The sequence below is a fragment of the Planobispora longispora genome (genome assembly GCF_016863135.1).
Lineage (GTDB): Bacteria > Actinomycetota > Actinomycetes > Streptosporangiales > Streptosporangiaceae > Planobispora > Planobispora longispora.
The window spans coordinates 109,804-123,004 of the sequence record NZ_BOOH01000052.1 but is presented as its reverse complement, the minus strand read 5'-3'; the positions used below and the strand labels follow the sequence as shown (position 1 = coordinate 123,004).

Here is a 13,201-nt window from a genome sequence, read left to right as displayed (position 1 = left end):
GGCGGCCGCCGATGGATCTCGACCTGTCCTCCGTGGAACCGTTCCGCGCCGAGGTCCGCGACTGGCTCCGCGCCCACGTCCCGGCCGCCCCCCTGCCCTCCCTGGAGACCGGGGAGGGCTTCGCCGCCCACCGCGCCTGGGAGCGCGAGCTGGCCGCGGCCCGGCTCTCCGTCGTCTCCTGGCCCGCCCGGTACGGCGGGCGGGACGCGACCCCGCTGGAGTGGCTGGTCTTCGAGGAGGAGTACTACGCGGCCGGGGCGCCCGGCCGGGTCAGCCAGAACGGCATCAACCTGCTGGCGCCCACCCTTTTCAAGTACGGCACCCCCGAGCAGCTCGACCGCGTCCTGCCGCCGATGGCCTCCGGCGAGGTGATCTGGGCGCAGGCCTGGTCGGAGCCGGGGGCGGGCAGCGACCTGGCCGCGCTGCGCGCCACCGCGACCCGCGTCGACGGCGGCTGGCTGCTGAACGGGCAGAAGACGTGGAGCTCGCGCGCGGCCTTCGCCGACCGGGGCTTCGGCCCGTTCCGCTCCGACCCGGAGGCCGGGCGGCACCGGGGCCTGACCTACCTGATGTTCCCGCTGGACGCCGAGGGCCTCACCCGGCGGCCGATCGGCCGCCTCGACGGCAAGCCCGCCTTCGCCGAGCTGTTCTTCGACGACGTCTTCGTGCCCGACGCCGACGTCGTCGGCGAGCCCGGCGAGGGCTGGAAGGTCGCCATGGGCACCACCGGCAGCGAGCGGGGACTGACCCTGCGCAGCCCGGGACGGTTCACGGCCGCCGCCGACCGGCTGGTCGGACTCTGGCGCGAGCGCGCCGACCCCGCCGACACCGCGCTGCGGGACCGGGTGGCCGACGCCTGGATCAAGGCTCGCGCCTACCGGCTGAAGGGCTTCGAGACCGTCTCCCGCACCGAGGACGTGGGCGCCGAGTCCAGCGTCAACAAGGTCTTCTGGTCCGAACTGGACGTGGCGCTGCACGAGACCGCGCTCGACCTGCTGGGCCCGGACGGCGAGCTGGAGGGCGACTGGCTGGAGGGCTACGTCTTCTCCCTCGCCGGGCCGATCTACGCCGGGACCAACGAGATCCAGCGCAACGTCATCGCCGAGCGCGTGCTCGGCCTGCCCAGGGAGGGGAAGGCGTGAAGTTCGTCCTCGACGCCGAGCAGCGGCTGTTCGGCGAGACCCTGAACAAGCTGCTGGCCGGGGCCGGCACGCCGGGCGCGGTCCGGGCCTGGGCCGCCGGGGACCCGGAGCCCGGCCGGGCGTTGTGGCGCTCGCTCGCCGAGGCGGGGGTCTTCGCGCTGGCCGTCCCCGAGGCGGCGGGCGGGGCGGGCCCGCTCCCGGTGGAGCTGGTGACCGCCTTCCACGAGCTGGGACGGCACGCCGTGCCCGGGCCGCTGGCCGAGACCGTCGCCGCCGCCGAACTGCTGGCCCGGCTCGGCGACGGCGCCGGCCTGGGGTCCGGCCATGAAGACTTTGAAGACCGGGCGTCCGGCCATGAAGACTCCGAGGACCGGGCGTCCGGCCATGAAGACTCCGAGGACCGGGCGTCCGGCGGCGGAAGCAGCGGAGACCACGGCGGGGAGCTCGCCGCCGCGTGGCTGCCGCGGATCGCCGAGGGCGCGGCCGTCGTCTCGCTCGCGCTCCCCCCGGCCGTGCCGTACGCGCTGGACGCCGACGCCGCCGACCTCGTCCTGGTCGTGGACGGCGACGAGCTGCGCGCCGCGGTCCCGGGGACGGTCCGGACCTCGCTCGATCCGGCCCGGCGGCTGTTCTCCGTGGAGGCGGGGACGGCCCCGGTCTCCGGCCCGGCGGTGCGGGCGGCGGCCGGGGCGGCCTTCGACCTGGGCGCGCTGGCCTGCGCCGCCCAGCTGGCCGGGGTGGGACGGCGGCTGCTGGAGGTCACGGTGGAGTACGCCGGGACGCGGCGGCAGTTCGGGCGGCCGATCGGCGGGTTCCAGGCGGTCAAGCACCAGCTCGCCGACGTGCTCGTGGCCCTGGAGTACGCCCGCCCGCTGGTCCACGGCGCGGCCCTGGCGTACGGCTCGCCGGACTTCTCCCGCGACGTGTCGGCCGCGAAGGCCGCGGCCTCGGACGCCGCCTACGCGGCGGCCAGGACCGCCCTGCAGGTGCACGGCGCCATCGGCTACACCGACGAGTACGACCCGAGCCTGTGGATCCGCAAGGCCCGCGCCCTGCGCTCGGCCTGGGGCTCCCCCGCCGCGCACCGCGCCCGCGTGCTCTCCCGCCTGACGGGAGACCGGGAAAGCGCCGAGTAGCCGGGTGACCGGCTGATGCGGCCGCCCGCAAGACGATCTCCCGTGTCCAAGCCTCGCGCGGGAGAGCATCGCGCGTGAAAGCATCGCGTGAAAGCACTCTGCCCCTGCGGACAACAAGGAGTGTCATCACCCCCGAACAAAGGACCACGCATGGTCGCTCACCCTGGTCCCGGGCCGCAGGCCGGGGCCGGCGAGTGGTCGCCGCACGAGGATTTCAGCCGGGTCTTCGACGCTCACTTCGCCGAGATCCATCGCTACATTGCCCGGCGGCTGGACACCCAGACCGCTGACGACCTCGCGGCCGACACCTTTCTCATCGCCTTCCGCGACCGCGAGCGCTTCGACCCCTCCCGCGGCGGGATCCGCCCGTGGCTGTACGGGATCGCCACCAACCTCCTGGCCCGGCACCGCCGGGACGAGGTGCGCCGCTGGAAGGCGCTCAGCCGGACCGCGGCGGGCGACGATCAGGAGAGCCCGGAAGGCGCGGTGACGGCCAAGGTCAGCGCGCAGCAGGTGACGGGCAGCCTCGCGGGGGCCTTGGCCGGTCTCGCCAAACGTGATCGCGACGTGGTCCTCCTCCTCGCTCTGGGCGATCTCAGCCACGCGGAGGTGGCCGCCGCTCTCGGCGTCCCGTACGGGACCGTCGCGTCCCGGCTGAACCGGGCGCGCAAACAGCTGCGTGAAGCCCTGGGCGATGTGAACCCCCTGAAGGAGGCCCTCGATGGATGAGATCACCCTGCTGGGGCGGGCCATTCCGGATGCGCCGCCTCCCTCTCCGCAGGTGGTGGCCCGTGCCCGTGCCCGGCTGACCGCCGGGGAGCGGCGCCCGGCCGGTCACCGCCCGCCCGGACGGCGTTCCGGCTGGACCTGGGCACTGGTCTGCGCCGCGGCGACGGCCGCCGTGACCCTCGCCGTGGTCTTCCTGGCCGGTGGCCCGACGGCCCCGTCTCCGGTCACCCCTCCCACCCTCCCGCCCACCGTTCCGTCCACGCCGTCCGTCGAGCCGCCGGCCACCTACCAGGGGCTCCGGATCCTCCGCACGGAGACGTCGCAGAGCACGGCGGCGAAGATCACATTGAGGTTCCGTCCCACCAGCGTCAAGACCGCGATCGTGCTGCGCTGCTCCGCGCCGGGCTCGCGCGTCCTGGTCTCCGAGACCCATGACGACGGCCTGAGCGAGGCGTCCGGCGTCTGCGGTCCCGACGGCACGCGCAGCCGCTTCGACGACAAGAGCTACGAACCGGGCTGGACGAGCCGCACCCACACGGTCACGTTCTGGGTCTTCCCCCCGGACGCGCCGATCCTGTCGAGCCGCGTCGAGCACAACTGCAACAGGGCGATGTGCGACGGCAAGCACAGGCTCAGCACGGAGACCGCGAGCACGATCGCCGCCCGGCTCGGCGAGCGTCCCCAGCCGTGGTCGGTCGCCGTCTACGACTCTCCCCGTTGAAACCCGTCCCGTGAGGCGCGCACGCTCTTGTAGATCCCGTACAAGATCTCCAGCCCTCCGACGACCATCAGGACCAGTCCGACCTTGGACGGGGTGAAGATGAAGATCTCCTCATCGAGCCCGAACAGCCACAGCGCCAGTCCCGCCAGGAAGGTGGCCGAACCGGTGAGGAGCGTCTTGCGGGCAGGGGTCATGACCAGACCTTTCGACCGGAGGGATGGGCGGCGCCGAATCTCTGGAAGATCGTATTCAGGCCCGGTCCGCCCGGCCTCCTACCGGTTGAGGAGGTCGGGCTACATCCTTCGGCTGAGCCGTCGACGGGAGGCCGCGGCCCGGCGGGAAGCATCGAAGGCCATCGGGTGTCCCGTGAAGACCGCCGGAGCGGCGGAGGGAGCCGGTCAGGCGGGGGCGAGGTGGGCGCCCAGGCCGCGCAGGGTCTCGGCGGCGCGGGTGACGACGGCGTCGATCAGCTCCTCGCAGGAGGGCAGGTCCTCGATGAGCGTCACCACCTGCCCGGAGGCCATCACCCCCAGGTCCGGGCGGCCGTCCACCATCGCCGCCTTGAGCAGCATGGGCGTGTTGGCCGCCATCAGCACCTGGGACCAGGTGAGCTCCTTGCCGTGCTTCATGGCCAGCCCGTCGCGGATCATCTCCGGCCAGGACATGCCGGAGATCTTCCTGAACCGGGCGGCGTTGCGCACCGCGCGGGCCAGCCCGGACAGGCGGCCCGCGCGTTCCAGGCCGTCCACCAGCGGCGTGCGCAGCACCCGGTGCGGCATGCCGTCCACCTGACGGGTGACCACGGTCTCCGCGGTGCCGAGATAGAGCTGCTTGACCGCGTCCGGGACCGAGCTGTCGGAGGTCAGCAGGAACCGGGTGCCCATGGCGACGCCCGCCGCGCCGTACGCCAGCGCCGCGGCCAGGCCCCGCCCGTCGAAGAAGCCCCCGGCGGCGATCACCGGGATGTCGACCGCGTCCACGACCTGGGGCAGCAGCAGCGTGGTGGCGACCGCCCCGGTGTGGCCGCCCCCCTCGCCGCCCTGGACCAGCACCGCGTCCGCGCCCCACGCCGCGACCTTCTCGGCGTGCCGCCGCGCCCCGACCGAGGGGATCACCACGACTCCGGCGTCCTTCAGCTTGGCGATCAGTTCCTGGCGCGGGGCCAGGGCGAACGAGGCGACCTTCACCCCGTTCTTGATCAGCAGGTCGACGCGGTCGCCCGCGTCCGAGGCGTCGGCGCGCAGGTTCACCCCGAAGGGCGCGTCGGTGCGTGAGCGGACCTCCTCGACGGCGGAGGCGAGCTGGTCCAGGGTCATGGTGGCCGAGGCCAGGATGCCCAGGCCGCCCGCGTCGGCCACCGCGGAGACCAGCCGGGGGCCCGCCACCCAGCCCATCCCGGTCTGCACGACCGGATGACGCACCCCGGTCAGGCGGGTCAGCGGCGTGTCCAGCATCTGCTCGATCATCTCCGGGCCTCCCCGCGGTACGGAGCCTCCGGGCCGTGCGCCCGCCGGGTCATGCCCGCACCTCCCGGTCGCGCAGGCCGCCGGGATCGAGCACCTCGCGGATCAGCCGCAGCTCCTCCCCCGTCGGCATGCGGGTCCGCGGCACCTCGCCGCCGGTCCCGGGCTCCGCGGGCCCTGCGGGCTCCGCGGGCTCCGCGAGTCCGTGGATCGCGAAGCCGGTGGCCGCGGCGACCTCCCCGGCGTCCACTCCCGGGTGGAGCGAGACCAGCCGCATCGACCCGTCCGGCGCGCGGAAGTCGAACACGCCCAGGTCGGTCACCACCCGGCGCAGGTCGTGGAAGCGCGAGGCCCGCGGGCCCAGCCGTGCCGCCCGGTCGGTGCCGACGCCGCTGGCCGTGTCCACCTCGGGCACGAACACCCGGGTGGAGTGCCGCGGGATCCAGTAGCTGGTCGGGTTGCAGATCGTGTTGCCCGGGGCGCCGCGCACGCCGAGCAGCTGCGACGCCGGGCGCTCCCACGCGCCGATCGCCGAGATGTTGGTGTTGCCGTACCGGTCGATCTGCGAGGCGCCCATCATCACGTGCCGTCGCCCGTTCTGCACCAGCCACAGGTGGTCGCGGAAGGGCATCCACCCCTCGGCCGGGCCCGCGGGCGCGCCGATCGGCACCGGCTCGGCGGTGAGCAGCGCGCCGCCGTCGGTGGTCAGCAGGCCGGGCTCGAAGGTGAGGCGGGCCAGCCGGGCGCCCAGGATCGAGCAGGTGCCCATCGCCGCGGCCAGGATCTCGCCGTCCCCCCGCCAGGCCTCGGCGCAGGCCACCACGCAGATCTCCGCCCGGGTGGCGCCCGCCGGACCCGCATCCGAGTCGCCCGCTCCTGTCCTGGCCGTGCCCGCCCGGGTGGCGCCCCGGTCCGCGCCGGTCGTGCTCATCGCGTCCCCTCCTGTCCGCGCTCGTCGTGCCAGCGCCGTACGGCCTCCCGGTAGGCGGCCTCGTCCCCGGACAGGAACCGCTCCGCGAACGCCGCCCACGCCTCCGGGTCGGCCGCCGAGGCCGCGTAGTGCCGCTGGAACGCCTCGTCGCGGCCGAGGTCCGGGCCGCAGTCGGTGAAGTGGCCGCCGCCCGGCGTCTCCACCACCCCGGCGACGTGCATGCGGCCGATCAGCAGGCTCTGCGGCGGGCCGTCCAGCTTCCCGGGGTCCACCAGGCGCTCGCAGCTGACGTAGCAGCGGGTGGCGGCCTTGGCGAACAGGTCGTCCAGGTAGGGGTCGGGGCCGAGGTACTGGCCGTTGCCGCGGGTGTCGGCCCGATCCATGTGGACCAGCGCCACGTCCATGGTCAGCGCGGGCACCGCGACCAGTTCCTCGCCTTCCTGCCCCGCCGCGCCGTACGGCGAGCGGACCGTGCGCAGGTCCGGGTTGACCCGCATGACGTCCGAGCCGAGCCCGGCGCGGGTGGGCAGGAACGGCAGCCGGTGCGCGGCGGCGAGCAGGCCGAACATGAACATGCCCTCGTCGTACTCGGTGAGCTCGATCGCCCCGCGCTGCCGGGCGGCCCGGAAGTGCGGCTCCAGGGGGACCGAGTCGAGCGTCACGAACGGGGCGACCAGCCTGCGGACCTTGCCCGCGGCGCAGAGCAGGCCGACGTCGGGCCCGCCGTACGAGATGATCGTCAGATTCTCCAGCGCGGAGCGGCAGATCGCCCGGACCAGGGCCATCGGCTTGCGCCGCGAGCCCCAGCCGCCGATCCCGATCGTCGTGCCGCTCTCCAGCGAGCCGACGATCTCCTCCACCGTCGTCACCTTCGATGCCGCCTGTGCCACGGGGATCACGCCCCCTCGGCGACGAAGGCGTCGCGGTGCCGGTCGCCCGCGCCCATCAGGTTGAGCTCGAAGGTGAAGCCCTGCTCGAAACGGTAGCTGCGGTTGACGTCGACCGGGTCGATGCCGTTCAGCGACTCCTTGGCGCGCCGGATGACGTAGGGGTCCTTGGCGGCGATCTGGGCCGCGACCGCCAGGGCGGTCTCGCGGAGCCGGTCGGCGGGCGCGACCTCCAGGACCGAGCCGAAGGCGTGCAGCTCGGCGGCGGTGACGGTGCGGCAGGTGTAGACCATGGCGCGCATCAGGTGCTGGGGGACCAGGCGGGACAGGTGGGTGGCGGCCCCGAGCGCGCCGCGCTCCACCTCGGGCAGGCCGAAGTAGGCGTCCTCGGCGGCGACCACGATGTCGGCGTTGCCGGCCAGGCCGACGCCGCCGCCCAGGCAGAACCCGTGCACGGCCGCGATCACCGGGACCTCGCACTCGTAGACGGCCGCGAACGCGGCGTGGCAGCCCCGGTTCGCCCCCACCAGCGCCTCGAACCCGGCGGCGGCCTGCATCTCCTTGATGTCCACCCCGGCGTTGAAGCCCCGGCCCTCCGCGCGCAGCACCACGACGCGGGTCTGCGGATCGCGCCCGGCCTCCCGTACGGCCCCCGCCAGGTCGAACCAGCCCTGGACGGGCAGCGCGTTGACCGGGGGCACGTCCGTGACGACTTCGGCGATGCCGTCGCCGTGGTTCCTGGTGGAGATTCCCATGCGATACCTTTCCACCAAACATTTGTTAGAAATTAAACGTAGCAGAAGGGAGGGCGCCGATGAATGCGGCGACGGACACGCGGGTGAATCCGGCGATGGACTTCACCGGACGGGCGGTGCTGGTCACCGGCGGGACCAAGGGCATCGGGTTCGCGATCGCCGAGCGGTTCCTGGCCGCGGGCGCCGAAGTGGTCGTCTGCGGGCGCACCGAGCCCGCGGACCTGCCCGGCGCCCTGCCCCGGGGCGGCAGCAGGACCGCCCGGTTCGCCGCCGCGGACATCCGGGACCCCGGGGCCGCCGCCGCGCTGGCGGAGCACGCGGCCGGCCTCCTCGGCCGGCTCGACGTGCTCGTCAACAACGCCGGCGGCTCCCCCTCGGCGGACGCGGCGACGGTCTCCCCGCGCTTCGTCGAGAAGATCGTGAGCCTGAACCTGCTCGCCCCGTTCTACGTGTCGCAGGCGGCCAACGCGATCATGCAGGGCCAGGAGACCGGCGGCGCGATCGTCAACATCGGCAGCGTCTCCGCCCACGACCCACAGCCGGGCACCGCGGCCTACTCCGCCGCCAAGGCCGGGCTGCTGGCGCTCACCCGGGCGCTGGCGCTCGAATGGTCGCCCAAGGTGCGGGTCAACCACATCACCGCCGGGCTCGTCCGGACCGAGGCGGCGGCCTCCGTCTACGGCCCGGACGGCGGCGCCGGCCTCGCGGAGCTGATCCCGATGGGCCGGATGGCGGTCCCCGGCGACGTGGCGAACGCCTGCCTGTACCTGGCCGGCGACCTGTCGTCCTACGTCACCGGCGCGGACCTCGCCGTCCACGGCGGCGGCGAGGTCCCGGCCCGCTACCTCGCGACATCGCGCGCCGGGCGTTAGCGGAGCGGGTGCGCGGCTTCGCCCTCAGTCTGCGCACGCATGTCGCCGTCCGTCCGCGGAGGCCGCCGTCGGCGCGACCGTGACGCAACCATGACGCGGCGCGGACGAGGCGGGGACGCGGCCCGCCGACAGTGGATGCCGAGCGGGCCGGCCGCCCAGGTGGCCCCGGCCCCGGGTCACGGCCCCGGCGACCTCGGCGCCGTCCTCATCAGGCAGGGCGGGAGGAGGTCGCCGGAGCCGCCGTGGCCGTCCGCCGGACAGAACGTCGCGGCGAAGGTGATCACGAAAAGGGGAGAAGGCGTGGCTGATGACAGACGATGGGACCGGCGTTCGCTGCTGCGGGGCGCCGCCGTGGTGGCCGGCGCCGCCGCGACCGCGCCGCTGCTGGGCGAGGCGGTCCCGGCGCTGGCCGGCGGCGGCGACGCGGACGCGCTCTTCAGGGCCGGGAAGTTCGAGCAGGCCGGCCGTGCATATGACGAGATCCTGAAAAAGGACCCCGCGAACGTGCACGCGGCCCGCCGGCGCGGCCATGTCGGGCTCCTGGCCAACCAGTTCCCCGAGGCTGAGAAGTATCTCGCGACGGCCCTCAAGTCGGCGCCCGGCGACCAGGAGACCAACCGGCTCCTGGCCGACTGCTACACCCGGCAGGACAAGTTCTCCCTCGCCGCGCCACGATGGCGGGCGGCCGGGGAGGAAAGCTACGCCAAGCTGTTCGCGGCGTTCCGCGGCGAGCCATACCAGATCCACGGCGACACCGCGCGGGTGCCGTGGCAGCAGATGGACCCGATGCCGCTGGTGAAGGCCTCACTCAACGGCGGACCGCCGATCGACCTCTCGTTCTACACTCGCGTCGCGTCGCTGAACGTGTCGGCGAAAGCGGCCAAGGACGCCGGGCTGGTCGCCGTGACCGTGGACACGTTCGAGTTTCAGGGCAGAACCGTGACGTACTACTCCGGAGTGCTGGACTCCTTCAAGCTCGGCGGCATCGAACTGCGCAACATCCCGGTGGCCTGGTCGGGCGGGGAGGACGGCCCGGAGTCGGGGGACGGATTGATCGGCACGTGGATCCTGTACCACTTCCTGACCACCGTCGACTACGCGGGCCGGTCGCTGATCCTGCGCCGCAGAACCCCCGAAACGGCCGGGAAGGCGCGCACCGCCGCCGCGCGGTCGGGCGCCGGGCCGCTGCCGCTGTGGCTGGCCCAGGAGCACCTGCTGTTCAGCAGGGGCAGCGTCGCCGGCTCCGGCGCCCGGGTGGTGGCCCTGAACATCGGCGGAACCGGCGAAATGACGGCGAGCATGACCGAGGAGACGGCCAGACGGTTGCGGATCCGCACCGACTACGACCGCCCGATCGAGACGTCGGCCGGGGGTCGGTTCCTCACCGCCTACCCCTGCTACCCGGAGGAGATCCGCCTCGGCGGCGCCACCGCCCGCGACGCCTACTGCTACGCGGACAGCAGGCCCGGCGGGCCCGGCGGACCCGGCCGCGAAGGGTTCGACGTGCTGGCCAACTTCTCCCACAGCTTCTACAAGCCCTACCACGTCACCCTCGACTTCACCGACATGAAGGTCTACCTCGCCCGCGGCAAGGCCGCCTGATCGCCGCGACCGGACGGTCCCCACGGCGGCCGCGCCCACCCGAGGCGGTGATCGTCGTCCACGTCGGCGGCCCGGCCGGCGGGCCCGGCGTGGCAGGCGCCGGAGGCGCGGAAGGGCTCGGCGAGCTGGGCCAGGTAGGCGGTGGGGTAGTCCGGTTTGGCGGCCATGCCGAGCACCTCGGAGGTGAAGCGGCGCCCGGGGTCGTAGGAGAAGGTGCCCAGCAGGTGGTCCCAGAGGAGGGTGAACAGGCCGAAGTTGACGTCGCCGACGCCGGCCCATTTGAGGTGGTGGAAGCGATGTCCCTCGTTCAGGGCCAGGACGTACTTCAGCGCGCCGACGCGGTAGTCGGCGTTGGAGTGCTGCAGCAGCAACTGCACCGCCACGGCCAGCGCGAGCACCGAGGCGACCTGCACCGGCAGGCCGATCAGCAGCAGCGGCGCGACCCCGGCGGTCATCTCCAGCATCTGGTGCAGGGGGTGTTTCATCAGCCCGTTGAGGCCGTAGAAGCGTCTGACGGAGTGGTGGACGGCGTGCAGGCGCCACAGCGCGCCGACGGTGTGGCTGGCGTAGTGGACCAGGGTGATGCCGGCGTCGGCGATCAGTACGGCCAGCAGCACCTGGGCGGGCAGCGGCCAGGCGTGCGGCCACAGGGCGGCGGCCGGAAACGTCGCCGACAGGACCGCGGCCAGCAGCGGGACGACCGCGACGCTGACCAGGATGAGGCTCTCGTTGACCAGGCTGTGCGCGGCGTCGCGGCCGGCGTCGCCCTGGGAGGTGTTCCAGGTCCTGTCATACGGCAGGAGGCGTTCGGCGGTGAACGACAGGGCGATCGCAGTGGCCAGCAGGCCGAGCAGCCACAGTTTGGAGGCGTCGGCGGCGACCAGGGCGACGGCGCCGCCGTTGACGCCGAGCAGTATCAGCGGGGCATAGCCGTAGCGGACCACCGTCCGGACGGCGCCGCCGGTGGGTGAGTGCGTCAGGGACATGCCTTGCACCTTGGCGGCTGGGCCGGGGTGCGGGCTTGAACGAATCCGCTGCCGCGTGGCGGCTATCGTCGGCCGCGGGTGAGGGAGTGCCAGCCGGTGGCGGCCAGGGCCTGGCTGGGCGTGATTCCGAACATGGCCCGGCAGGTGCGGGTCAGATGGGCGCTGTCGGCGAACCCGGCCGCGTGCGCGGCCTCGGTCAGCGTGGCGCCGCCGCGCACGGCCTCGACGGCGTGCAGCAGCCGGGCCCAGCGCCGCCAGGCCGGATACGGCAGGTGCAGATGCTCGGCGAACAGGTGCCCGAGCCGGCTGGCTGAGACCCCGGACCGGGCGGCGAGGTCGCCCAGCAGCAGCGGCCCGTCGATGAGCTGCGGGACCAGCGCGAGCGCGCGTGACAAAGGGGCGGGCAGCGCGCCGGCGCCGGGATGCGGCCCGGCTGCGCGGCGCATGGCGGCCCGGCCGGGCGCGACGGCCGGCGAGCCGGGCATGAGGGCCGGTGAGCCGGGCACGACGGCCGGTGACCTCGGCGCGGCAGCCATCACGCCCGGCCGGGCCGCGGCCTGCCAGGTGCTCACCGCGTCCGCATCACCGTATGCGGCGGTGCGCGCGGTGGCCGCCCGGCCGACCGGGCTCGCCGGATCGAGGTAGGCCAGCAGGCCGTGCGTGGCCGGGGTGGCCCGCAGTCCGTGCCGGACGCCGGCCGGGATGATCGCGGCCTGGACCGGGCGCTGCCGGCCGTGCCGGTCGGTCAGCACCACCTCGCCATCGAGCACCAGCAGGACCTGCACCGCGGCGTGGGCGTGCGGCTCGGCGGAGCCGATCGCGCCGGTGAAGGCCAGCAGGCCCGGGGCGGCCGTGGCCGCGCCGGCCCAGTACGGCCGCCGCACCTGCGCGCCCGGCGAGGCCGCGGCCGGTAGGCGGGTGGACGTTCCGGTCGGGATGCCCACCGTCGCCTCCTCCTGCGAATCCGTCAACGACCAAACCGTCGTCGCCGTATGACGATTATCGGTGAGAGGGCCGGTTGACGCCGGGGTTGACGCCCTGCATCACGCCCATGAGCCCGAAGAACAGGCCGAACAGGCCGATGCCGCCGTAGTCGAACGGCTCCAGCGGCCCCAGCTGCGGTGCAGGAAGTTGTGGCGCCCGGTGTGGATCTCCCGGCGGGCGGGGCGAAGTTCGGCGCGTGCGTCCAGTCCGCCCCGTACGGCGGCAGCATGTGCCGGTTGAGGCTGTCGAACATCACCATGATCGCCTTCATCGGGCGTCCTCCCCCTCCTCCAGCCGGTGGAGCATGTCCTCCAGCCACTCGATCCACTGGTCCACCGCGCGCATGCCGTACTCGTGCATGCGGTCGAAGACCGCCTGCGCCCGGACCGGGTCCAGCTCCGGGATCGGTTCCTGGAAGCGCATCGTGCGGTCGCGGCCGCGGCTGCGCGCCACCTGGGCGCGGCGGTGGTCCAGCTCGGTCCTGAGCAGGGCGACGGCCGCCCGCCGGTCCAGCGCCGCGGCGAAGCCGAACCGGGCCATGAAGTCCGGCTCCTGGAACCGGCTCGGCGGCTCGTACGGCGAGCGCACCCACTCCAGGAGCACCTCGCGCCCGAGGAGGGTCAGCCGGTAGACCTTGGCGTCCGGCCGTCCTTCCCGCGCGTCGACCTCGTAGCGGACCCAGCCGTCGGCCACCATCCTGGCCAGCGAGCGGTAGATCTGGCTGTGGTGGGCGCGGGGGCGCAGGAACTGGCCTTCCGACTCCAGCCATCTGCCCAGGTCGTATCCGCTGTAGGGGCGGGCCGCCAGGAGCGACAGCAGGACGTACTCGAATCTCACACCGGCACCCTTCGGGCATTGCAATGTGCATGATCACCTATGTGCATTGTTTTACAATGATTCGCTTCCCCGCAGGTCAAGGGCCGTTACCGGATAGGGTCGCCGTCTGCGCACCGGCCGGCCGACGGGTTGCGGGCGGAGGCGCCCGGAAGACGG

The 13,201-nt window shown here is 73.8% G+C and carries 14 protein-coding genes; 6 read left to right on the top strand and 8 right to left on the bottom strand.

From position 1 onward, the window contains the following. The first annotated feature begins 11 nt into the window (after positions 1 to 11). The 4 genes from Plo01_RS31405 (at position 12) to Plo01_RS31390 (ending at position 3,728) form a co-directional block, all read left to right on the top strand. A complete protein-coding gene (locus Plo01_RS31405) occupies positions 12 to 1,142 on the top strand; it encodes an acyl-CoA dehydrogenase family protein (RefSeq protein WP_203894351.1) in 1,131 nt (376 codons plus the stop codon). Continuing rightward, the gene (locus Plo01_RS31400) at positions 1,139 to 2,278 is read left to right on the top strand and encodes an acyl-CoA dehydrogenase family protein (protein ID WP_239317436.1); all 1,140 of its coding nucleotides are present in this window, start codon (positions 1,139 to 1,141) and stop codon (positions 2,276 to 2,278) included. The genes Plo01_RS31405 and Plo01_RS31400 overlap by 4 nt, the downstream gene beginning before the upstream one ends. A gap of 150 nt (positions 2,279 to 2,428) precedes the next feature. Continuing rightward, a complete protein-coding gene (locus tag Plo01_RS31395; RefSeq protein ID WP_203894350.1) occupies positions 2,429 to 3,007 on the top strand; it encodes an RNA polymerase sigma factor in 579 nt (192 codons plus the stop codon). After that, the gene (locus Plo01_RS31390; protein ID WP_203894349.1) at positions 3,000 to 3,728 is read left to right on the top strand and encodes a hypothetical protein; all 729 of its coding nucleotides are present in this window, start codon (positions 3,000 to 3,002) and stop codon (positions 3,726 to 3,728) included. The genes Plo01_RS31395 and Plo01_RS31390 overlap by 8 nt, the downstream gene beginning before the upstream one ends. On the opposite strand, the gene Plo01_RS31385 is transcribed toward Plo01_RS31390, so the two are convergent. The 5 genes from Plo01_RS31385 to Plo01_RS31365 all read right to left on the bottom strand — a co-directional run bounded on the left by Plo01_RS31385 (position 3,710) and on the right by Plo01_RS31365 (position 7,764). Then, positions 3,710 to 3,922 carry a DUF5708 family protein gene (locus Plo01_RS31385; protein WP_203894348.1) on the bottom strand — a complete coding sequence of 71 codons (213 nt, stop codon included), beginning with the start codon at positions 3,920 to 3,922 and terminating at the stop codon, positions 3,710 to 3,712. The genes Plo01_RS31390 and Plo01_RS31385 overlap by 19 nt on opposite strands. A 204-nt stretch (positions 3,923 to 4,126) precedes the next feature. Next, complete coding sequence (locus tag Plo01_RS31380; RefSeq protein ID WP_203894347.1) at positions 4,127 to 5,194, bottom strand: NAD(P)H-dependent flavin oxidoreductase; 1,068 nt, start codon at positions 5,192 to 5,194, stop codon at positions 4,127 to 4,129. A 49-nt stretch (positions 5,195 to 5,243) separates the two neighbouring features. Next, positions 5,244 to 6,122, bottom strand: coding sequence for a CoA-transferase subunit beta (locus Plo01_RS31375; protein WP_239317434.1), 879 nt, complete (start codon positions 6,120 to 6,122; stop codon positions 5,244 to 5,246). Next, entirely contained in the window at positions 6,119 to 6,982 is an 864-nt protein-coding gene (locus tag Plo01_RS31370; protein WP_239317432.1) for a CoA transferase subunit A, read from the bottom strand. Before Plo01_RS31370 ends, Plo01_RS31375 begins: the two co-directional genes overlap by 4 nt. 35 nt (positions 6,983 to 7,017) lie before the next feature. Next, complete coding sequence (locus tag Plo01_RS31365) at positions 7,018 to 7,764, bottom strand: enoyl-CoA hydratase family protein (protein ID WP_203894346.1); 747 nt, start codon at positions 7,762 to 7,764, stop codon at positions 7,018 to 7,020. 59 nt (positions 7,765 to 7,823) lie between these two features. Here Plo01_RS31365 and Plo01_RS31360 point away from each other — a divergent pair, with 59 nt between their 5' ends. Both Plo01_RS31360 and Plo01_RS31355 read left to right on the top strand, forming a co-directional pair. Continuing rightward, complete coding sequence (locus tag Plo01_RS31360; RefSeq protein ID WP_203894345.1) at positions 7,824 to 8,636, top strand: SDR family oxidoreductase; 813 nt, start codon at positions 7,824 to 7,826, stop codon at positions 8,634 to 8,636. 300 nt (positions 8,637 to 8,936) lie between these two features. After that, positions 8,937 to 10,238 carry a tetratricopeptide repeat protein gene (locus Plo01_RS31355; protein ID WP_203894344.1) on the top strand — a complete coding sequence of 434 codons (1,302 nt, stop codon included), beginning with the start codon at positions 8,937 to 8,939 and terminating at the stop codon, positions 10,236 to 10,238. Here Plo01_RS31355 and Plo01_RS31350 read toward each other — a convergent pair. From Plo01_RS31350 to Plo01_RS31340, 3 genes are all read right to left on the bottom strand, one after another. Further along, the gene (locus tag Plo01_RS31350; protein ID WP_203894343.1) at positions 10,211 to 11,224 is read right to left on the bottom strand and encodes a sterol desaturase family protein; all 1,014 of its coding nucleotides are present in this window, start codon (positions 11,222 to 11,224) and stop codon (positions 10,211 to 10,213) included. The two genes, Plo01_RS31355 and Plo01_RS31350, sit on opposite strands and share 28 nt — an antisense overlap. A 62-nt stretch (positions 11,225 to 11,286) precedes the next feature. After that, a complete protein-coding gene (locus Plo01_RS31345) occupies positions 11,287 to 12,195 on the bottom strand; it encodes an AraC family transcriptional regulator (protein WP_239317430.1) in 909 nt (302 codons plus the stop codon). Positions 12,196 to 12,475: 280 nt separating this feature from the next. Further along, positions 12,476 to 13,045 (bottom strand): PadR family transcriptional regulator, encoded by a 570-nt coding sequence (locus tag Plo01_RS31340; protein WP_203894342.1) that lies wholly within the window; start codon positions 13,043 to 13,045, stop codon positions 12,476 to 12,478. Between the last annotated feature and the right edge of the window lie 156 nt (positions 13,046 to 13,201).